At 61.5% G+C, this 20696-nt stretch carries 14 protein-coding genes; 9 read left to right on the forward strand and 5 right to left on the reverse strand.

Features of this window, described 5'->3' with window-relative positions:
* The coding region (locus tag BM357_RS14945) for an IS66 family transposase (RefSeq protein ID WP_139234746.1) at positions 1-536 on the forward strand (536 nt) is incomplete at its 5' end.
* A 1054-nt stretch (positions 537-1590) separates the two neighbouring features.
* On the opposite strand, the gene BM357_RS14960 is transcribed toward BM357_RS14945, so the two are convergent.
* A complete protein-coding gene (locus BM357_RS14960) occupies positions 1591-4944 on the reverse strand; it encodes an AAA family ATPase (RefSeq protein WP_175511553.1) in 3354 nt (1117 codons plus the stop codon).
* A 574-nt stretch (positions 4945-5518) separates the two neighbouring features.
* On the opposite strand from BM357_RS14960, the gene BM357_RS14965 reads away from it, so the two are divergent.
* The 4 genes from BM357_RS14965 (at position 5519) to BM357_RS14975 (ending at position 10811) form a co-directional block, all read left to right on the forward strand.
* The gene (locus BM357_RS14965) at positions 5519-6667 is read left to right on the forward strand and encodes a mandelate racemase/muconate lactonizing enzyme family protein (protein ID WP_074955232.1); all 1149 of its coding nucleotides are present in this window, start codon (positions 5519-5521) and stop codon (positions 6665-6667) included.
* Between the two features lie 552 nt (positions 6668-7219).
* Entirely contained in the window at positions 7220-8209 is a 990-nt protein-coding gene (locus BM357_RS14970; protein ID WP_074955235.1) for a DUF4349 domain-containing protein, read from the forward strand.
* A gap of 423 nt (positions 8210-8632) precedes the next feature.
* Entirely contained in the window at positions 8633-8965 is a 333-nt protein-coding gene (locus tag BM357_RS20755) for an MBL fold metallo-hydrolase RNA specificity domain-containing protein (protein ID WP_175511554.1), read from the forward strand.
* Complete coding sequence (locus BM357_RS14975) at positions 8865-10811, forward strand: SWIM zinc finger family protein (protein WP_245784036.1); 1947 nt, start codon at positions 8865-8867, stop codon at positions 10809-10811. The genes BM357_RS20755 and BM357_RS14975 overlap by 101 nt, the downstream gene beginning before the upstream one ends.
* A gap of 122 nt (positions 10812-10933) precedes the next feature.
* On the opposite strand, the gene BM357_RS14980 is transcribed toward BM357_RS14975, so the two are convergent.
* Both BM357_RS14980 and BM357_RS14985 read right to left on the reverse strand, forming a co-directional pair.
* Complete coding sequence (locus BM357_RS14980) at positions 10934-11707, reverse strand: Uma2 family endonuclease (protein ID WP_139234748.1); 774 nt, start codon at positions 11705-11707, stop codon at positions 10934-10936.
* Between the two features lie 291 nt (positions 11708-11998).
* The gene (locus tag BM357_RS14985; protein ID WP_074955243.1) at positions 11999-12325 is read right to left on the reverse strand and encodes a hypothetical protein; all 327 of its coding nucleotides are present in this window, start codon (positions 12323-12325) and stop codon (positions 11999-12001) included.
* Between the two features lie 131 nt (positions 12326-12456).
* Here BM357_RS14985 and BM357_RS14990 point away from each other — a divergent pair, with 131 nt between their 5' ends.
* A complete protein-coding gene (locus BM357_RS14990; protein WP_245784031.1) occupies positions 12457-13470 on the forward strand; it encodes a DUF7309 domain-containing protein in 1014 nt (337 codons plus the stop codon).
* A gap of 80 nt (positions 13471-13550) precedes the next feature.
* On the opposite strand, the gene BM357_RS14995 is transcribed toward BM357_RS14990, so the two are convergent.
* Both BM357_RS14995 and BM357_RS15000 read right to left on the reverse strand, forming a co-directional pair.
* Positions 13551-14681 carry a M20 family metallopeptidase gene (locus BM357_RS14995; protein ID WP_074955246.1) on the reverse strand — a complete coding sequence of 377 codons (1131 nt, stop codon included), beginning with the start codon at positions 14679-14681 and terminating at the stop codon, positions 13551-13553.
* Between the two features lie 353 nt (positions 14682-15034).
* Positions 15035-15553 carry a hypothetical protein gene (locus tag BM357_RS15000; RefSeq protein ID WP_074955249.1) on the reverse strand — a complete coding sequence of 173 codons (519 nt, stop codon included), beginning with the start codon at positions 15551-15553 and terminating at the stop codon, positions 15035-15037.
* Positions 15554-15878: 325 nt separating this feature from the next.
* Between BM357_RS15000 and BM357_RS15005 the strand changes: the two genes are divergently transcribed.
* The 3 genes from BM357_RS15005 (at position 15879) to BM357_RS15015 (ending at position 20571) form a co-directional block, all read left to right on the forward strand.
* Positions 15879-16919: an oxidoreductase gene (locus BM357_RS15005; protein WP_074955252.1), complete on the forward strand. Its 1041-nt coding sequence runs from the start codon at positions 15879-15881 to the stop codon at positions 16917-16919.
* 344 nt (positions 16920-17263) lie between these two features.
* On the forward strand, positions 17264-18046 hold the full coding sequence (locus BM357_RS15010; protein WP_074955255.1) for an SDR family oxidoreductase: 783 nt from the start codon (positions 17264-17266) through the stop codon (positions 18044-18046).
* 674 nt (positions 18047-18720) lie between these two features.
* Positions 18721-20571 (forward strand): M14 family zinc carboxypeptidase, encoded by a 1851-nt coding sequence (locus tag BM357_RS15015; protein ID WP_074955257.1) that lies wholly within the window; start codon positions 18721-18723, stop codon positions 20569-20571.
* The last annotated feature ends 125 nt before the right edge of the window (positions 20572-20696 follow it).

Below are 20696 nucleotides of genomic sequence, written 5' to 3' on the forward strand. Positions count from 1 at the left end.
AACCGACAGCGGCCCGGATTGGGCTTGAGTACTGCAACAGGCTGTTCAAGATTGAGCGCGGTTTGAAAGACGAGACACCAGAGGAACGTCGTGCCCAACGGCAGAGGCTGAGCCGACCGGTGCTTGACGAGTTTTTGGCATGGCTTGAGGAGCAGAGCGGACAGGTGGTGCCCAAGAGTGCTTTGGGCAAGGCGGTTTCGTATTGCCTGAACCAGTGGCCGAAGCTGGTGGTGTTCCTGGAGGACGGCCATCTGGAGTTGGATAACAACCGGAGCGAGCGGTCAATCAAGCCGTTTGTAATTGGTCGCAAGAACTTCCTGTTTGCCAACACCCCACAAGGTGCGAGGGCGAGCGCCATCGCCTACAGCCTAGTGGAGACAGCCAAGGAGAACGGCCTGGACCCGTATCTGTACCTGGAATATCTGTTTGAGTGGCTGCCCAACATCCGAACGGATGACCGGGCAGCGATGGATGAGCTGCTCCCGTGGTCGGATCGCCTGCCGGAACGAATCCGGAGGCGTAGGAAAAAAGGATAGCATGAGAAATCGCCCCGCTGGGTTTCCTGGCGGGGCTGATTGTTGCTGTGCATGACTGTCGCACGACGGTTGGAGAAACGCAAGGTGTGAGGAGTTTGACGCTTACACTTGAAGGAACCGCTTCGGGCGGAACTCGCGTTTCACGACTTGGACGAAACGTGGGAACTCGTCTGCCCAGAGCTGCACATCTCATGCGTCGGGAACGATCCACCCGCCCTGAGAGAAGAGTTTTCCAATGACTTCGATGTGCTGTGGCACGAGTATGCATGTGCTCAAGATGATGAGTTGACGCCTGGCGGAATCCGACTCAAACGCAAGTTGCATGCGCTCGTAGATTTCATACAGAGCGGAGTGTGACCCGTCCTTGCAACCGCGGAAGACCAGGGAAATCGAGGCCAGTTTGCAGCGAAAAGGATTTCGAAAGTCGAATCGTGATCACCACTATTTTGTCCTTTATGTGGACGGCAAGAAAACCTCGGTATTCACGAAAACGAGCCACGGTATGAAGGAGTATGACGGTTTACTGCTTAGAAACATGGCCCGCCAGCTTCGATTAACCATAGAGCAGTTGTATGAACTCATTGATTGTCCGTTGACGCTCGAGGACTACATAGGCATTTTGAGAGACAGCGGAGAAATCTAGTAAAGTTTTGGGCGATTGAGTAACTGAATCCAATACGCAGACCATCACGCCCCAAAATCCTCCATCACATGGAGCGCTTCTTTCAGCTTTTCACCGACACTCCAGTGAATGGTCCCGCCTGACGAGATTCGTCACGAGATATCCCATGCTGTTTGTCTGGGGCCTCGACGAATTCTGCGTGCTGGACTGGGACCAATTCCGGTGTGTCCTGACGGATCCGGGTTCCATCACGGTTTCACGAGAACCACGGGAATTTTTCCGGGTGCGTGGGAGCCACGGTGTCCTCTCTACCCCGATACCTCCAAGTGCATATCCTCGTCGGGTGCTGGAGGGATAAAAGCCCGGATGCCGATTCAGTTTGGATGAGGATGGAGATGGGATCGGGGAAACGTGTGAGAGATTTTGGCCCGGTCAAAGCCGGGCCGCGATTTGTTCCGCCACCTGGCGGACGAGGGTGGAGTCGAGGCCGCCGTTTGCATCGTCTTCCGTTGTGAACAGGTTGTGGCCGAGTTCGAATCCGTTTTGGCGATACCAGTCGAGTTTTTTCTCCCAGGCCTGGCGGTAGTCGGGGTTGGCGAGCAAGCCGAGGTGTTCCCAGAGGATGAGGCCGCCGGCGGGATCGGCGAAGGTGAAATCCGGTAGGACCACGCCCCCGGTCGTGAGCCCCTTGAACGGACGCTCGTATTCGTACGGGAGGTCCATGTGGTGCAGCATGTTCGCGATGACGAGCTCGGACTTGCTCCGCACCAGGTGACCGCGCTCTGTGCGGTGGATGAGATGCTCCGCGTACGGGACCGCCGTGTCTGGCTCGCGCACGCCAGGTGTGAACAGATTGGTGTTGCGGCGGGCGGTTTCGGAGCGTTCGGGACGGGCGAGATCGTACAGCAGGGCGGCGTCCTCGCCTTCGATGAAAAGGACCAAACGCCGCCGGGCGCGGGTCAGGGCGGTGTACAAAAGCTCGGTGGACAACAGGCGGGTTGATTTAGGCAAAATCACGAACACGATGTCAAACTCGCTGCCCTGTGCTTTGTGGACGGTCAGTGCGTATGCCAACTCGAGCGGCGGGGCGTCTTCGTTGAAGTCGCGCGAACGGTACCCGATGGTCACGTTCGGCCGGCCAGCGAAGAGGATGTTCAGCCACTGTCTGTTCTCTTTGACGGCAATGCCGATTTCGCCGTTGGCCAAATAGATGCCGTTCACGATGCGCCGGTTTTGCGTGTCCCAGCCGTCGCGTCGTGTGTTGCGAGTCTGGAGGACTTTGTCGTGGACGACGATCTCCTCATCCCCGAGCAGGACGTGGTCTTTGCGGTACCTCCGGGCCTGGTACAATTCCCGCGCTCGGAAGCGGGCTTGGATCCATCGATTGAGCGCATAAACGCCGTGCGGCTGCATCCGAACTGGGGAGAGAATCTGGAACGACTCGACGCTGTCGGGCTTGTCGTATGGGATGTACCCGGTGGGTTGTAGGCCAAGCACGCGGTTGAACGTCTCCACGTCGTCCGGCCCGCGAAGTCCGAGGTGTTCGCACATGGCGTCGAGGAGGCGCGTCTCGAGTTCCTCCGGCGTGGTCCAAAATATCACCTGGAGGTCGTTCAGGCCGTCACCCGTCGCGTGGGAGGACAGCCGGCGAAAGATCTCGTCCGCGTCGGCTGGTTGGGGGCCGCGGGTGTACCAGGCCGCCAGCCGCAGGGTGTCTGACGCGGCCCCTGCATTCGCGCGTACTTCCACCGTCAGGCGTGCCAACGCCTTGGCCAGGTGTTGCTCTTCATGGGTGGAAGTGGCCATGTGATCGAAGTAAGCAATGAGATCCGCAAACGGACGTCCGGCACCGATGGGCGGAAGCTGGTTGGGATCGCCGACGAGGAGGACGCGATGGACGTGCGCGAGATCGAGGGCTTTGAAGACCGCGACGAGATCGTCCAGGGTAAGCATGGAACACTCGTCGATCACGACGGTCTTCTCCCGCCGGTACTGTTCCTTGCCGGTGAACAGTGGCCTCTGGCGCTCGACGTCGTAACGGCCGAGACTGAGCAGGAACTGCGCGATGGTCTGGGCCTCGCGTCCGGAGGCCTGCTGGAGCTTGACACGGGCTTTGCCGGTCGGGGAGAGAAGGAGAACTCCACCTTGACGGATGGCGTCCGACGAGAGCAGGGCGCCGAGGACGGTGGTCTTGCCGGTGCCTGCCATGCCGGAGAGGACGGCGAGCTTCCGCGTCGTGATGCGCTCGAGGGCTTCCGCCTGCTCCTCAAGTGCCTCCAGCTGGCGGGCGGATAGGTGATCGACGTCAACACCCCGGCGCTTGAGCGTCTCGCGAATGGCGGCTCTCCAGTCGACGCCGAGGGACGGCAGTTCGGCCTTTGCCCGGGCGATCAGGACCTTGCGCAGATAGGCTTCGTGCGCCTCATATTCCTTCAGTTGGAGTGCCTGTCTCGGCGGCGCGCCGTCACGAGACGGAGCGTCTACCGTGGTGATGACGCTTTGCCATTCGTCCAGGTGCGCGTTGAGGTAATCCGAGCCGACCTCGCAGGGCTGTGCCCAGTCCATCCGAGGCAGTCGGGTAAGCGCCTCGCCAGTGGCGAGCAGGGTGTCGCCTTGTTCCGCAGCCTCGCGCAGGACGCGGACCAGCCCGGCGCGGACGCGGCGAGCGTCGACCGGAGAGGTGATGGCCGACGGGCTCGGCACAGGATGGCGAAGCGCGATGGAGTTGTCGGGGAGGAGACCGCGATCAATCACGCCGACCGACACTGCCGGCGAATCGGGGCTGTCCGCATCCAGCTCCGCGATCCGATACGGATTCGCCAACAGCTCGGCGTCGGCAACGTGGTGACCAAGAAATCGATCCCGCCGGTGCCCATCAAACCACCGCTTGGCCTGTTCTGGAGTGAGGGCAAACCGGGAGAGCAATTCCAGCAGGCGACGGCGCTCCTCGGGCAGTGATGCCCACGTCGACCGTACCGCGGCGATGTCCGGCTCGTACTCCTTGCGCGGTGGGGCCGCCTGTCCGCGCAGGATGGCATCCACCAGGTCCCAGGGGTTGTCGCCAGGTTGAAGCTGGCCGGTCGCCATGAGTTCCAGCGACAACGCTGTGCCAAGCCGAAGGCCGAGCGCCTCCAACGCCGATCCCAGCCCGGGGAATGCTCCACGCTCCTGCCACAGTTCTGCGATCCGCTCGTTCACCCATTCTTCGCGCTGGGACCATGGCCCGGGAGCGATGCTGTGCCGCCGGATGCGTCGGATCGCGTCCAGGCACTTCACGAGCACGTGGAGGGCTGCGTCCGCGTCGGCCAACTCCGCCCCGTACGAAAACGCTCGGTGATAGGCGGCGTCGACACTCACCGCGATCTCTCGGAGCAGATCCTGGCGGTGTTGGTCTTCCGCGGGATCGCCCGTCGGTTCGAGGTAGTCGTGATAGGGGAGAACAAACCCATCCACGCCCTCCGGGCGGATGGAGTGACGGATGACGCGCTCCCACAGGGGATAAGACCGCTCGGGATATGGTGTGTCGTACATGAGGCGATTGCTGACGGATTCGATGCGCCCCACGCCGACGACGAGGCGTGAGACTTCATCACCGAGGGGGTGTCCGTCCTTCGCGTAAATCAGGACGAGCGACTTCAGAGGGGTCAGACGCCCGTAAAAGAGGTCATTGAGTGCCATCTGCCGTTCCCGGCCAAAGACCCAAGCGGTTCGGAAAGGCGCTTCCTCGTCGGGAGGCAGCGGGATCGGCGACTGGCCGTCGATGGTCGATTGGTTGGATTTCAACATCCACCAGAAGGGCACGGCCAACGTGGCGTAGGGCGGGAGCAGCAATGGTGTTGGGCGGAGATGTCCGTGCGTTGCGGAAGCCTCCCTCGAGTGGCGATAGGGGTGTTCCATGACGCGGATCCATTCGCGTGGGCTCATAAATCCGGCACCCTCTGCCGCGCATGGCGGTAACTGTTCCCTCTGCAAGGCGTCCCACGGCCGGCCTGCGACCTGCTCTTCTTCCGCATCTTTTTTACCCTCGCGAATCCGTTCGAGGAGCGTGCAGTGCGTATTGGCTGCCGGATGTTTACACACGGTGCCGTTCCAGCGGCTGTCGTGCCAAGCGACACGGAGGGTGAGGTGAAACATACTGTCGGGATGCACCTCTCTGTGCGAGCCGTGCCGACGAACTGGCGGTGAAAGGGCCAGGAGTCCGTCGGCGGAAGCCTCGGATTGGTAGAGCAATTATATTCCTCAAGGAAGTTTCTACATGGTGAGGAGAAATCCTGTTTTGGGTGGTAGAGTGGATTTGGCAATGGCGATTCGTAATCTGGATTGTCCCATTCACTGCCAATCGCGTCAGGAGGCGATTCACTTGAAAATCACCGACGTGAAAGTCTATCCGATTCAGTCAGAATTGGAGCAACCGTTCGCGTTTTCGCAGGGGTGGGTGACCCACCGGGGGGCGACCATCGTCCAGGTGCTGACCGATGAGGGGCTGGTCGGTTGGGGCGAGGCCTTGTGCATGGGCCTGCAGTCGCCGGTGATTGCAGCGGCGACTGTGCGATCGACACTCGGGCCACTGGTCATCGGGGAGGACCCGACGAATGTGGAGGTGCTGTGGCACCGGATGTACAACCATGTGCGCGACTACGGGCCGAAGGGGGCTGTGGTGGGGGCGATCAGCGCGATCGACATCGCCTTGTGGGACATCACGGCCCAAAGCCTGGGGGTTCCGGTGTACAAGCTGCTGGGCGGGAAGTTTCGCGACCGGGTCCAGGCGTACGCCACTGGGTTTTACCGGGTGGACATCGGCAGCAAATCGGAGCACGCCAGGCTGGTGGCGGAGGCCGAGCGGCATCGGGCGAACGGATTTCAGGCGATGAAGGTGAAGGTGGGCTTCGGCGTCCAGGACGACATCACGTTGATGCGAAGCATCCGCCAGGCGGTGGGGGACGAGGTCACGTTGATGATGGATGGGAATCATGCGTACGGCGTGATCGACGCGGTGAGGTTAGGACTGGGCGTCGAAGACCTGTCGATCCGCTGGTTTGAAGAACCGGTTGCGCCGGAGCACGTGGACGGGTACCGTGAGGTGCGCGCGAAGCTGAACATCCCGATTGCGGGTGGAGAGGCGGAGTACACGGTGTACGGTTTCCGCAATCTCGTGGGCGGCCGCGCGGTGGACGTGGTTCAACCGGACGTCTGTCACGCGGGCGGCTTCACGGCCTGCCGGCACATCGCGGCGCTGGCGCAGGCGTACGGCGTGCAGGTGAATCCGCACGTGTGGGGATCGTCCATCGGGCAGATGGCTTCGCTGCACTTGATTGCCGCGTTGCCGATTGCCAACCACGCGCTGACGGCGCCGGAGCCGATCTTCGAGTACGACACGTCGTCGCACCCGTTCCGGACGCAGTTGATTGAGAACCCGATTGAGCAGAAGGATGGTTGGATCACGGTCCCCGACACGCCGGGGCTGGGGGTACGAGTGAATTTGGAGGTGCTGGAGCGGTACAGGGTGTAGGGGAGCGGCGAGGAGAGCGGCGAGGAGAGAATCGCCGGCAGGGACGCTGGAGCGTCTCGCCTGCGACGGGGTCGGGTGCCGCATGTTCTTACTGTCTCGCCCGTTTGGCACACCGAATCCTTGGTGCACCTAATCCCCTGCGCTCCAGATGCCGCATTTTCTGACTATCTCGCCCGTTTGGCCCCGGCTAACCCCGCCGTGCCCCTGGGTGTAGGCCGGAATTTCGTACTATCCGGACCAGTTGGCGCCCCGAACGTGGCGAGTTTGTACGGAAATCCGGCTAAAGTCGGAGTCCTGAGTAACTCGAACCACCCGCGAACACGGGGATGATTCAGAATTTCTGGGTTACGCGACCCGCGCCCAGCGGGGACGATCTGGCCACCCAGACTACCGATAGGCGTTGCGCGATTACCTCCGTCCTGCCAACGCCCGCGGCGGCAACCCGTTGCGCCTCCTTGCGCGCCTCCTTGAAGGAAATTGAAATGAAAAACCCCACTTTTACGTCTTATATGTATATTCAACGTACGTGCATCGAGACGAGGGGGGCTTTTCATGCTCAAAGCAGAAAGAACCTGCTGGGTTCAATCGATTTGGCAACGAACGGGCGTGTTTGTATCCCGTCCCTGGGTGATTGTCGCGGCCATCGCGGTGCTGGCCGCCGTATCGGCGGTGGTGTTCAACACGAATGCATTCCAAGTGGGGAGGCGGGGATCGGCGTCGTCCGCTGCCGTGTCTTCCGCTGCCGCGGCTGCCGCCTCAGGTTCTGCCGAGGCTGCGATGCCGAATTCGGGCCAAGCCGGTACGCACGGGCCTGCCGATGGGGCGATACAAGCAGCCGCAGGGGCGAACGCGGCCAGCAAAACGGCGGCTGCAACGACAACGACGCAAAGAATGGTGATTGAGCAGGCGACCGTCAATATATCCACATCCGATGTCAGGCAAGCCGCGGACAAAGTATCCCGGATGGTCGACAGCTATGGCGGATTTGTCGAGTCTTCGCGAGAATCCACGGACAACGGTCAACTTACCGTATGGATGACCGTACGCGTCCCTGAAAAGGACTTCACCCAGTTCCTGAACGCCGCAAAGGGGCTGGGGACGGTGACGAACTTTTCCCAGACCGGGCAGGACGTTACACAACAGTACAACGGACTTCAGCAACAGCTGGAGGAATTGAAAAGCGAAGCCGACGCATACACCCGCCTCTTTAACAAGGCGCAAACCATGAAGGACATGATCGACATTCAACAAGCGCTGGTGCAGGTGAACAGCCAGATCGCGCAGTTGAACGCACAACTGCATGATCTCAACCGTTCCGTGCAACTGGCCACGGTGAACCTCACATTGACCCCTCCGTCGTTTGCCGGTGCGGCGTCGGGGGATACCCCCGTGACAGAAGCGTTTCTCCAATCATTCCGCGTTCTTAAGAAGTCCGCGTACGCTCTGGTGACCATTGTGGCATGGCTACTCCCATGGGTGGCATTGGCGGCACTCGCGTTGCTTGGCCGCCGCTGGTGGATGCGCCGGAGACGCCACCCGTAGGGTCCAACATTGATATGGGTTGAGTCGTGCGTTCACGCCAACCTGTTGGCTGTAGCGAGTGAAAGGAGAGAAGGCGGAGGAGACGATTCGCCATCGCCGGCCGGTCGCAGGACAGGCCCGCCTATCACAGGTCGGGTGCCGCATTTTCGTACTATCTCGCTCGTTTTGCCCCAGCTGACCCCGCCGTGCCCCTGGGTGCAGGCCAGAATGTCGTACTATCCGGACCAGTTCGCGCCCCGAAGGTGGCGAGTTTGTACGGAAATCCGGGTAAAGTCAGAGTTCTGACCACCTCGAACCGCCCCCCCGGTGGGAGGTTAGTCAGAATTTCGCGGTCATGTGACCCTCGTCCACCCGCTTGGGGGAGTCCCCGCTTCACCCCGTACCCACGGGCTTTTGCTAAAATCAGATGGAAAACGACTTGAGGTGGGCTTCTTCGGTCTGTCGGTGCACGCGGACAGGCGCAAGCTGGTGCAAACGGTGGCGGACTTGCGCCCACAGCGGGTGCTGCTCGTGTACGGCGACGGGGAGGCGAAGGATGCGCTCGGAAACCAAGGAGAGGTTCCAGGAGCGGACCGGGTGGTCGTTGTGAGAGGCGGGAGCCTGTCGGGGCAGAGCCCGTCGGCGAGCCACATGACGAGAGGAGGTCATCTACTTGATGACTCGAGGAGCGGGCGGCGAACGGCTCAGAGCGCTGCGGCGCGACATGGAAATGTGGGTCGGACCCCGTGTGCTCCATCGGGGTTGGGCGTACTATGAAGAGGGGCGGGTCCTGCACATCGAGATGCAGGGGGATACGATAGAGGCCACGGTTCACGGTCATTCCGGTGCGTACAACACTCGTGTGGACATCGCGAATTTTGAGCGGAGCACGTGCGACTGCCCCTTTGACGGCTTTTGCAAACACATGGTGGCCGTCGTGTTCGCAGCGGCGGAGGACGACCCGGCGAGCGTTCAGGCGGCGGGCGCGTACGAAGGGGTGAATCCTGAGGACGTGATTGAGGCGCTGTCCGCCCTGAACGAGCAACAGCTGAGGGACGTGGTGGCGTTGTCCCTGCGGGATCGACCCGATTGGGCGCGGCACATGAAGATTTCGTTGGACCGTTGGGAAAGCACCCAATCCGCCCGCACCCTCACCCGGACGATGAAGGTCGAGGAGGCGGCGGTGTACTTCACAACCCAGGTGAAGCAGATCCTGGAACAGGCGGAAGGCCTGTGTGAGGTGGAGGAGTGGGAGCCAGGGATTGACCGTGGTTACGACCGCTGGGGCGATCTGGACGACGGCGACGACCGCTGGGACTGCAGGGAAGCGGTTCGGCATGTCCAGCACTGGTGCGACGAGTTGGAGGAGCTGGCGCGGGACGCGTTGATTCCGGCGCTGATCGGGCTCGGGGTGACGGCGGTGTTGGTGTCACAGTGGATATCGCGGTTTCCAGAGGAAGCGCAGTTCGAATTGGACGGGGCACACGACCGAAGCCTCGCGGCCCTGGAACGGGTGGCGGCGTTGGTGCGGCGGCAGGTTCAGGCAGAGGCCGGGGCGGATGCACGGGGGGCCGTCGAGACAGCCTCCATGCGGCGCCAGGGCCAGCCCGTGGTGCAGCCCGAGACTGGGGTGCGCCGTCAGGTTATCCGCTTCACGGATTGGATCGCGGGGCAGTGCGCCGATATGCTTGACCTCGTGGACTGGACGGATGTCCTGTCGTCCTGTACCCTGGACGGCGCTCACCTCCGGCAGTTCAAGGCGCGGATGCAGCAAAAGAGGCCGGATTTTCTGTCCAGCGGGGAGCTCTGCGCACCGGCCGAAGGCCTTTCGTCTGCACCACGGCCCTGGAACGACAGCGGGCGTGATTTGATCGAGTGGTGGTGTACGCTCTGCATCCGGAACGGCGAGATGGACGAAGCGGAGGCGACGGTGGACGGCCGGTGGTCCGACGTGCGCAGCAGCACGGTGCGCCGTTTGGCCGAGGCGTTCTCCGCGATCGATCAACACGAAAAAGCGGTCCGCTACGGAGAGTGGGCACTGCGACTTGACCCACGCCCAGGGGCCGATGCGCACGAGTGGCTGGCCAGGATTTATGAAGCCGCAGGACTGGGGCATCGCGCCGCGGCGTCGCGCGAGAACGCGCTGCTCGCATCACCCACGTGGGCGCGGTTCCAAGCTTGTCTGAAGGACATCGGCACGGATGACCTCCGCCGTGAGAAAACCCGCCTGTGGGCCGACGCCGTCCGTCGGGCATGGAGGATCGGGTTGGCCTGTCGGATGCTTTGGGAGATCGGAGATGAAGAAGAAGCGTGGCGGGTCTTGGAGAACGCCCACATCAGCGCCTACGCCCGCGACGATGACCTGCTGGCGTTTCTACACAACGCCACGGCGTCTCATCCGGCGCGTTGCATCTCCGTCTACCAACGCTTCGTGGACGAGTGCATCGGCCGGAAGTCCCGCAGCGCCTACCAAGACGCAATCCGGTGGATGCGGTTGCTGCGCGAGGTGTACATGAAGGCGGGCTGGCGTCGCGACTGGACGGCGTACATGGAAAACCTCCTCGAGCAGTACCACCGGTACCGGGCGTTGAAAGACGAGATCCACCGGGCGGGGTTGGCGTAGCATCTTGGGGGATGGGGTGCGGCCGGTCAAATTCCTCATTGACAACCGCATTCGGTTAGGAGTTGTGGTGTATGTCGGACTGCGTATTTCCGTGGCCCGGCCCATCGGAAGCTCGAGACGATTTACGTCCTATTGTCATCAAACAACGTCCTCACTTCGATGCTCAAATCAGGAAACCTCACCGGGCTGAGTGTGCTGTGAATACCGTACTCACCGCTGAATGCGAGCCGTGTACCGTCATGGCAGTAGACGTAGATGGCGCTGAGCTGCGGATCGACAATCCAGTACTCTTCCACACCGACTCTTTGATACAAATTCATCTTCCGGACGAAGTCGATGGAGGCGGTGGACGGTGACAAGATTTCAATCACGAGCACGGGAATACCCACGATGCGTTTTGACCGGCCGTACGTCCCACACATCACAAAGAGGTCGGGCTGGACAACGGTCGTTGTCCGCTCGTCTTCTTCGAAGGTGAGATCGAGCGGTGCGACGTAGGGAGTACATGGGCCGCCACTTAGATGGGTGTGAAACGCGGACGCCAGGCGAAGCAGGATCTCCTGATGCTCTGGGGTGGGGCTCGCCATCATGAATGGTACCCCGTCAATCAGCTCCCACCGTTCCGTCTCGTCCCATTGCACATAGTCGGCATACGTATAGGGGGGATTGCCGGGAAACCTGGGGGTGGACAAGATGCTCACCCTTCCATGAAGGGGCTTTTTGCATATTGTACCGAATACCTGCAGGCGGATGCGAGCGATGACGGGTACGTTGCGGTTTGATTGTCCTTCGTGTGCATCGCCTCTGTTCCAGCTGATCACGCGTGGGTCGCACCGCAGCACTTCTTGAACTTTTTCCCGCTCCGTTGTGTATTGACTTGATTTCGTTCGGCTCAAAGCCGAGGCTGTCCTCGACGACGTAACTTCCCCCGTCCAAGGGTACGCGGACGGCGAAATGAAGCGTCTGGCTTATGGGGGGATCCGTGATGTCGACAAAGCTCAAGATCACCTCGTTGCAGGTGCAAAGGGGATTGATGCAGTATTGATCGTCCACCAGACACCGCCGGTCGTCCCACGCAAAGGTGGACAGGCGGGCATCGGGATCGTGGAAAATCTCTTCGTACCCCGCGCAGAGACGTTCGTTCATGCGAGCAAGCCATTGTTTTCGGCCGTACTCCTTAGCCTCTCTTACGCGGTCGCCCTCTGCTTGAGGTGGTCGTCCAGCACGCCGAAGAACTCCTCCACACAAGCACGAGCGCGCACGTCGTCTGCTGATTCGACGGACACGTGCCTGGCTTGCCAGGTCCGCGTATCAAGGTAGAAAGAACAGATCTTTCCCTGCAAGTGTAGATTCTCGTCGATCTCGGTGAACGCCAGGTGCAAGGTCGTATAGGAACAGGCCGGGTTCGCGCAGTAGGACTCCATGACGGCAGCCCGCGAGCCATCTTCAAATTGAATCGCGACGAGACCATCATTTTTACCGGTGCTCCGAGCGATGTGGTAGGATGGCTCCATCTGGTCACCCTGCTTTCAGAGGTTGTCCGTTCTGCGATTAGCGTATCATGCAGATGCGCCCGGCCATATACGTCGAAGACACATGCAGGCCAAGGGACGCGGATAGGATTTGGAAAACGGAGGGGCTAGTTGTGACAGACTCACCGACGTTGTCTGAGTGGAAGGCGTTGTACGAGGCGGCTATAGCATTTCGAAAATTGGCTCCGTGGGAATGGATGTACAATGACGATCTCTTTGCGGTCGTCAACCCTGAGACGGGCGTGACGGGATACTGTGTGGTCATGGGCGCTCTTGGGGAATATTTCGGGCTTGGGGTCTATCGCGGCGAAGCCGGATGGCGGTCGCTGCAGGCGATGCGGAACGAGAACAGTGGGGAGGAGACCCTCTACGGACAACACGCGTTGATTGCGTCGTTTGAGAGCAGTCAGGATGTGGAGAAGCGGGATCGAGAGGTGATCAAGCAACTTGGGTTGCATTTTCGCGGAAAGACCGCATGGCCGCTGTTTCGCAGTTACGTACCGGGATACGTTCCTTGGTATCTGACGAGCGAGGAGGCTCGATTTCTCACGGTGGCTCTGGAGCAGGCGGCAGATGTGGCCAAGCGGGTACGGGATGACCGCGACCTGCTCAATCCGCGCGACCCGGGTACGGTGTTCACGCGCAGGCAGTCCCCGGACGGATCTTGGGAAGACGCTTGGACAAGCCTTCCGGAGCTCGCTGAGGATGGGCCTGAGCTACCTCCCGTTGACCTGAGTGAGGTCGCTGTGCGCGGGATCATGCGTCAGGCGCGGAAGATGGGATCCTGGGAGGTGGACGTGGCTTACGCACCGTTCGTGGTGGCGGAAGGCGAGCGCCCGATGTTCCCGAAGCTGCTGTTGTGCGTGGACAGAGACTCGGGGATGATCCTGCAGATCCATGTGGCGCATCCGGATGGGTACGCACAGGAGTGTGCCGACAAACTGCTTGAGACGATGGAAACGTTGAAGGTGTACCCGAAGGCGTTTGTCGTCAAGCGTGAGGAGACGCGGTTGTTGCTGAAGCCGATCGCTGAAGCAATGCGCGTAGCGGTGCATCGGGCGGCTTCGCTGCCCGCGTTGGAAGAGGCGAGACATGCGCTGGACGAAGGGCTAATGAGACGGGGGTGAAATTCCCACGGGATGAGGGGCGGCTGGCGCCGGACGGCGACCGATTCCGTGGGCGCCGCCGGAGCCATTCGCCGTACCGCTTACACGCGTGTCAGCAGGTGGGCCAGCAGGGCCGCTCGCGGGACGACGTGCGGAATCAGGATGTGCTCGTGCTCGGCGTGCGGGCCGTCGCCGACGGCGCCGAGCCCGTCCAGCGTGGGGACGCCGATGGCAGCCGTGAAGTTGCCGTCACTGCCGCCGCCGACCAGAGCCTCGCTGAGCGACATGCCGAGCTGGCTTCCGATTTCCTGGGCCAGTGCGAACAGGCGCGCGGTCTGCCCGGTGCGCTCCATGGGCGGCCGGTTGATGCCCCCTTCCACTTCGACGCGGAGTCCCTCCCGGCTCGGACCGAGACCTTTCATCACGGCGTCGATCCGCTCGGCCTCCGCCACCGTCACGGTACGCACGTCGATCTCCGCCTCGGCGGACTCCGGCACCACATTGCTGCGCGTGCCCCCGCGGATGACGCCGACGTTCACGGTGGTGCCGAGATCGTAATCCGTCAACCCTTCCAAGTACTGGACAATCCGCGCCAGTTCGCGGATGGCGCTCACGCCCGCCTCGTGGTGATTGCCTGCGTGTGCCGCCCGGCCGTGAACGTGCACGCGGTACATGGAGACGCCTTTGCGTCCGGTTTTCAGCGCGCCGGTCTCCGCCTGCGCGGGCTCCACCACGAACACCGCCTTGCTCTTGCGAGCTTCCGCTTCAATCAGGGGACGGGAGGATCGGCTGCCCACCTCCTCATCGCTGTTGCACAGGAACACGACCTTGTGCGGCACGGACGCGCCCGCTGCCTGCAGCGCCCTGACGGCCCAGAGGGCTTGTACCAAACCCGCCTTCATGTCGAGCACGCCGGGACCGAAGAGCCGATCTCCTTCCTCCCGCAGCGCCAGGCGGCCCGGATCCCAAACGGTGTCGAAATGCCCGATGATGAGTACCTGCGACGCTCCTTCGCCATATGTAAACCGCAGGTGGTTTCCGAACTTGTCCTGAGCCAGCACTTCCGGCGCAAGCCTAAGTCGATCACGAAACAGTCCCGCCAGCACCCGCCCGCACTCGTCCACCAGATCCTTGCGATGGGTGGGAGATTCAGCTTGCACCAACGTGCGAATGTCCTGCAGGATTTGGGCCCGATGCGCTTCCAGATAGGCGTAAAAGTCTGACAACGTCATTCGCTCCTCAGCATGTGAAGTTCAGCAGACAGGAGGCACAATGCCCGGGGTATGGGTCTTCTCGTGTTGCTCGTCCGAGTACACGAACGATTCGTGCACCCTCTTCAGTATACTCTTTCAACCGCCTACGCGGTTGGAACGCCGTTGATGTACTCACCGCTAGAGGGAGGCGAGCCTCAGTGCGAATGACGAGGGCACACGGGAGGAAGATTTAGGATTCGACAGGGAGATGTACCGTCTCGAGCGGGACGGGGCGGCTCTGTCGACGCACAGCATGGTCGACCGGTTGGAGGCATGGCTGCACTTCCTATCCTGTGGATTGAGGACGGGGTGGGTCGACGAGTGCGCACCAGTCAGTGTCGCGCTTTGAGGAGTTCAATCTCCATGTCGTGTACACCGAGACGACCTGCGAGGTACAGGTCTCCGCTGCGCAGCTGGTTCACCTCCATCCGGAGCTCGGTCATGGCGACGGACAGCCTGCCGACCTGCTCATACGTGGCGTGCAGGGTTTCATCCATGTCGTTGAGGCGGGTTTGGATGGCGATCACATCCTTGCGTAGGACAGTCATCTCATGCTCAAGTGTGGTGACGCGATCCTCCAGACAGGCCATACGACTCTCCAGCGTTTCAACGCGATTCTCGAGCGCTTCCATGCGGTTCTCGAGCGTTTCCATCCGATTCTCGAGCGCTTCCATGCGGTTCTCGAGCGCGGTCACACGATGGTCGAGTGCGGCCACATCCCCCCGCAGAGCTGTCACTTCCTGACTGAGCACGGTCACCCTTTCGCTAAGCGTGGCGACTTCTTCCCGCAGCGGAGACACTTCTTGGCGGACAACGGCCCCGACCAATTCGGCCAATCTTTGTTCGTCCATCTGTATCACCTCAGTGGCTTGATAGATACATCGTACCTCACCTGATGGAGGTCGGGGAAGACTTGTCAGTGAATCTACAGGTTGTTTTGTGAAATCTACGATAGATTACAGGGGGCCTTGGTGTCATCAACTGCGTGCGATGGGTACGGGCACCGTCGGGTTGGTTTGCGCAGGATAGACGCCATGGGAAGCCCGAGTGTGCAGTATACTGGCTCTAGCGATGCAATTTTGCGATCGTACATAAGAGTGGCGCTTGTGCGTGAAAGCGCGGACGCCCTCGGATTGGATCGGGCGGAGTCGGATGGAATTGGACGGAGGCGATCACATGCAATCTGTCGGAGTGGGCCTGATTGGTTTCGGCTTGGCGGGATCGGTGTTTCACGCGCCGCTCATCGCCTCGATCCCGGAGCTGCGGTTGGTTGCGGTGGCGACGAGCCGGGTGGGGGAGGTGCGTGCACGGTATCCCGAAGCAGTGGTGGACCAGCGGGCGGACGGCGTGATCGAACGGGATGACGTGGATGTGGTCGTGGTGGCCAACCCGCATCCGCTCCACTTCGAGACGGCACGGCGGGCGCTGGAGGCGGGCAAGCACGTGGTGGTGGAGAAGCCGTTCACGATGCGGACGGAGGAGGCGGACGAGCTCATCCGCCTGGCGGAGGCGCGGGGGCGGCTGTTGACGGTGTTTCAGAACCGGCGATGGGACGGGGATTTTCTGACGGTGAAGCGGCTGTTGACGTCAGGGGAGATCGGGGAGGTGTACACGTACGAGGCCCACTACGACCGGTACCGGCCGCAGGTGGCCGACCGGTGGCAGGAGCGCGCGGGGACTGGCGGCACGCTGTACAACCTCGGGCCGCATTTGGTGGATCAGGCGCTTCACCTGTTTGGCCGCCCGCAGTGCGTGTGGGCGGACGTGGGCGCGCAGCGCGGCGGGGCGGAGGACTACTTCCACATCGTGCTTGGATACGAGCGGTTACGGGTGGTGCTGCATTCCGGGTACGTGGTGCCCGACCCGGGGCCGCGGTTTCTGGTGCACGGGGAGCGGGGGAGTTTTTGCAAGTACGGGATCGATCCGCAGGAGGACCAGCTGAAGGCCGGTGTGCGGCCTGGGGCGGCGGAGTGGGGGCGGGATCAACCGGAGATGTACGGGCGGCTGTCGGTGGTACGCGAGGATGGCGCGGTGGAGCGACGGGAGGCCGAGACGGAGCGCGGGTGCTACGAGCGCTTTTACGAGGGCCTGGCGGACGCGCTGTTGCGCGGGGGCCCGCCGCCGGTGGACGCCCGCGAAGCGCGGGATGTGATCCAGGTGCTGGAGTGGGCGCAGGAGAGCAGCCGGACGGGTGCGCGGGTGGCGTGTGCGTGGTAGAGAGAGGGGACGTGAGGGGAGGCTGGGCCCGTGGGAAGGTCGGGGCCGGCGGCGGTTCCTCGGCGTGGGTCTATGCCTCCGGCCGGTGTGTCCCCGCCGGTGATCATGTGCCCCCGCTGATGATTATCCGATGATGCCGCTTAAACCTCGGGGTTGAGGGCGGCAGGCCCAGCTGAAACGGTGGGTTAAGCGTGATTGTCGAAAGGCGATCGAGACGGAGAACACCGGCGCTGTGTGTCTCCACCGGCATTGTATTCCTGCGGCACGGGCTGGGTCCTCGCCGTGAAGTCGAGCGGACCAGCCATACCAGGACGTCACTGGATCCCATCACGAGGAGGATACCCATGCAGCAGACGAAGCGACTGTCGGGCCGGATTGCCGTTGTGACCGGCGCAAGTCGGCGCAGAGGCATCGGGACCGCCATCTGCCGGGCGTTGGCTCGGGATGGGGCCGACGTCTTGTTCACGCATTGGAAGAGCTACGATCGCGAAATGGCGTGGGGGGCGGACGAGGATTGGCCGGAGGAATTCGTTCGTGAGCTGAGCGCGATGGGCGTGCGAGCGGCTCATCTGGAAGTCAATTTGGCCGAATCGGATGCGCCCTCACGGATTCTGGACGCGACCATCACGATGCTCGGCTCACCGTCCATTCTTGTCAACAACGCGGCCCACTCCACTTCGGATGGATTTCAGAAATTGAACGCCGAGATCCTGGATGCCCATTACGCGGTGAATGTCCGGGGAACCTGCCTGCTCTCTGCCGAGTTCGCACGCCGGTATCGCGGGGGCAGCGGGGGGCGAATCATCAACATGATATCCGGACAGGACAAAGGTCCCATGCGGGGTGAGTTGGCCTATGCGGCCACAAAGGGCGCCATTTCGGCGTTCACGGTTTCCCTGGCTGCGGAGGTGGCGCCTCTCGGCATCACGGTGAATGCGGTCGATCCCGGTCCCACGGATTCGGGATGGATGTCGGACGATGTGAGGGCCCGCCTGTTGCCGAGGTTCCCCATGGGCAGAATCGGCCAACCGGAGGATGCGGCGCGTCTCATCGCTTTCCTGGCGAGTGACGACGCTCAGTGGATCACGGGACAGATCCTCCACTCCGATGGCGGGTTTTGGGGCTGATGTTCACGTGCTGGCGTACAGGGCAGCGGATGTCCGCCCAGGGGCTTGCCGGAGGCGTTCCTGGTCATCGACGCCTCAGACCGGTACGCGCCCGCTGGTGAGAATGCGCACCCGCGGATGATTATCCGATGATGCCGCTTAAACTTCGGGGTTGAGGGCGGCAGGCCCGGCGGAAAAGGGCGATGAATCGTGATTGTCGTAGAAACCAACGCGGTTGAGGGGACGGAAGCCGCGTTTTTGTCAGGAAACGCCGCTTAAAGTGGCCCTCAGATGGGCGTGAGACGGGCCAAAACGGCCGAGATTGTACGAAAATGCGGATTACATTCTGTCGGGGCTTGGGCTGTTCTGGGGGGAAGGGCCGCTGTCGGTGATGAGGGAGGACGGCGGGGCTTCGCGCACTGCCTGCACGGGGCTGGCGCGGGGCAAACCGGGGCTGCCGTGACATCCGGAAACAATTGCCACGCCGGCAGTGCAGGAATCCTCCACACCGGCGGCGAATGACTATCCTGACGACACGACAGTCGCCGCGAGGACAACGGCCGCAGAGCCGGCGCCAAGGTGTCGGCAGTCCGTGTACCGTCACCAACGGAAGAGCAGAAAACCGTGAAAACGGGAAGGGTGAAGCGCTAAACCCTCCCCGTTTTTTGTTGGAATGAAGGAGGCTTGCTTGGGTCTTGAAACGAAACAGCGTGCGTTCGGCGGTGTGGTTGTCCGCGCTTGCAACGACGGCCCTGTGCACATGGGGGAATCCGCAAGATGTCGGCGCAAGTTCCCTCTCCTTCGAAACCAAAAAAATTACGTTGAACGGTCAATTGATCTCCGCGCCGAAGGGCTTTGTTTACAACAACACCACCTACCTGCCCATCTGGTATTTGATGCAGGCGTTGAACCGCCTCGGGATCGCCAGCACGTGGGACGGTTCCAACTGGAACCTCACCGTGAATGAAGCGGCGGACTATACGAACCCAAACACCTCTTCATCCGGAAAGGCCATCATTGTCAACGGATTTGTCGTGGAGCACGCGCCTGCGCTCATCGAGAAAGATCCAAGCAGCGGTGTCGAAACGACGTACATGCCCATCTGGTACCTGCAGCAGGCGCTGAACCGCCTGGGCATCCACTCGGCATGGGATGGAACTACCTGGGCGATGACGGCCAGTCACCCCATTCCGCCATTGCCGGGGATCGCGTTGACCACGCGAAGCATCACCACGGACAACGGGTATCGCGATGCGCAGGTGGCGAGCTTCTACGATGGGACCGAATATATGGATCTCGACGCCGTCACAAAGGCGCTTGCGGCGTTTGGCGTCCCCAACGTGCGGAGCGGAAACGACTGGTACTGGAACCAGAGCGCTGCGCCGGGTGACGCAACCGTGGCGTTCGATCCCGCGACGCCGATGACGGTCCACCTCCCCGACCAGTCCGAGATTCGGTTTCCCGTCGTCGCGTTCCAAGGCAAAACGTATGTTCCCATCTGGTACGTGATGACCGGCTTGAAGCGGCTGGGCGATTATCCAACGTGGAATGGCCAGGTGTTTCTCATCGCAAAATTGCCGCCGGCGCATCCGGTGGTCAATCCGAATCAGACCTATTCGTACACAATCATGCAAAGTGATATCCAATCTCTGAAGGACATGTACCCGGATTTGATTCAGGTGAAAGTGGTCGGCCAGACCGCATACGGAAGGGACATTTACGCCGTCGGCCTGGGCAAGGGAAAGGCCACAGTGCTCATCAGCGGGTCCCACCACGCGCGGGAGTGGATCACGACAGCATTGAACATGTACATGTTGGATCGCTACGCGTACGCCTACCGCAACAATCAGTGGATCGGCGGCTACAACGTGAAGCAGATTTTGGATGAGACGACCATCTGGTTCATACCGATGGTCAATCCGGACGGCGTGACGCTGGCGCAATTCGGGGACAGCGTGTTTCCCGCTGACGTCCGGGCGTCGCTGGTCGCGATGAACAACGGATCGACCAACTTTGCGCGGTGGAAAAACAACGCGCAGGGGATCGATCCGAACCGCCAGTACGACGGAGGGTGGTACACCCTTCCGAGCATCGTGACCCACCCGTGGTACGAATTTTACAAAGGCACGGCGCCGTATCAAATCAACGAAGTCAAAGCGGTTCTCAATCTGATCAATCAGATCAACCCGCAAGAAGAGGTTGCCTACCACGCGTCCGGCGGCGTCATCTACTGGGGCTATCAGATCCGCCCGGACAACCTGTCGCATTTTCACGATTTGGCGCTCCGAATGTCGCGCTTGACCGGATACCCCGTCCAGACGCCGCCGGCCAACGAACAAGGTGGAGGCCTGACCGACTGGTGGACGCAAAAGGTGGGCAGACCCGGCTTTACGATTGAGGTCGGGCCAGCCGTCGGAGAAGCCCCGGTGCCAATTCAGTACTTTTCGAGCATATGGTCCCAGAATCAGGCCGTGGGACTGGAGTTGGCCGAAGAAGGCTACAACCAATACGTGCAAAACCCAGACAGCGTGGTGCACGCGCCGTAGTGCGATTTCGGCAAGACTTCGGCGTCGAGCGGTCGCGCCGAACCCACACGTTGTGGCGGGCGTTGGACGTGGAATCGGATCGAACCGTGGAAAACTCCGCGTTGTCCGCGCCCGCGCGGAACAAG

The sequence above is a fragment of the Paenalicyclobacillus macrosporangiidus genome, assembly GCF_900116805.1.
Lineage (GTDB): Bacteria > Bacillota > Bacilli > Alicyclobacillales > Alicyclobacillaceae > Alicyclobacillus_H > Alicyclobacillus_H macrosporangiidus.

Coding starts and splice junctions, on each gene's coding strand:
- BM357_RS14960 (WP_175511553.1), bottom strand. CDS start 4,944: ATGTTGAAATCCAACCAATCGACCATCGACGGCCAGTCGCCGATCCCG.
- BM357_RS14970 (WP_074955235.1), top strand. CDS start 7,220: ATGCTCAAAGCAGAAAGAACCTGCTGGGTTCAATCGATTTGGCAACGA.
- BM357_RS14975 (WP_245784036.1), top strand. CDS start 8,865: ATGACTCGAGGAGCGGGCGGCGAACGGCTCAGAGCGCTGCGGCGCGAC.
- BM357_RS14985 (WP_074955243.1), bottom strand. CDS start 12,325: ATGGAGCCATCCTACCACATCGCTCGGAGCACCGGTAAAAATGATGGT.
- BM357_RS14995 (WP_074955246.1), bottom strand. CDS start 14,681: ATGACGTTGTCAGACTTTTACGCCTATCTGGAAGCGCATCGGGCCCAA.
- BM357_RS15000 (WP_074955249.1), bottom strand. CDS start 15,553: ATGGACGAACAAAGATTGGCCGAATTGGTCGGGGCCGTTGTCCGCCAA.
- BM357_RS15005 (WP_074955252.1), top strand. CDS start 15,879: ATGCAATCTGTCGGAGTGGGCCTGATTGGTTTCGGCTTGGCGGGATCG.
- BM357_RS15010 (WP_074955255.1), top strand. CDS start 17,264: ATGCAGCAGACGAAGCGACTGTCGGGCCGGATTGCCGTTGTGACCGGC.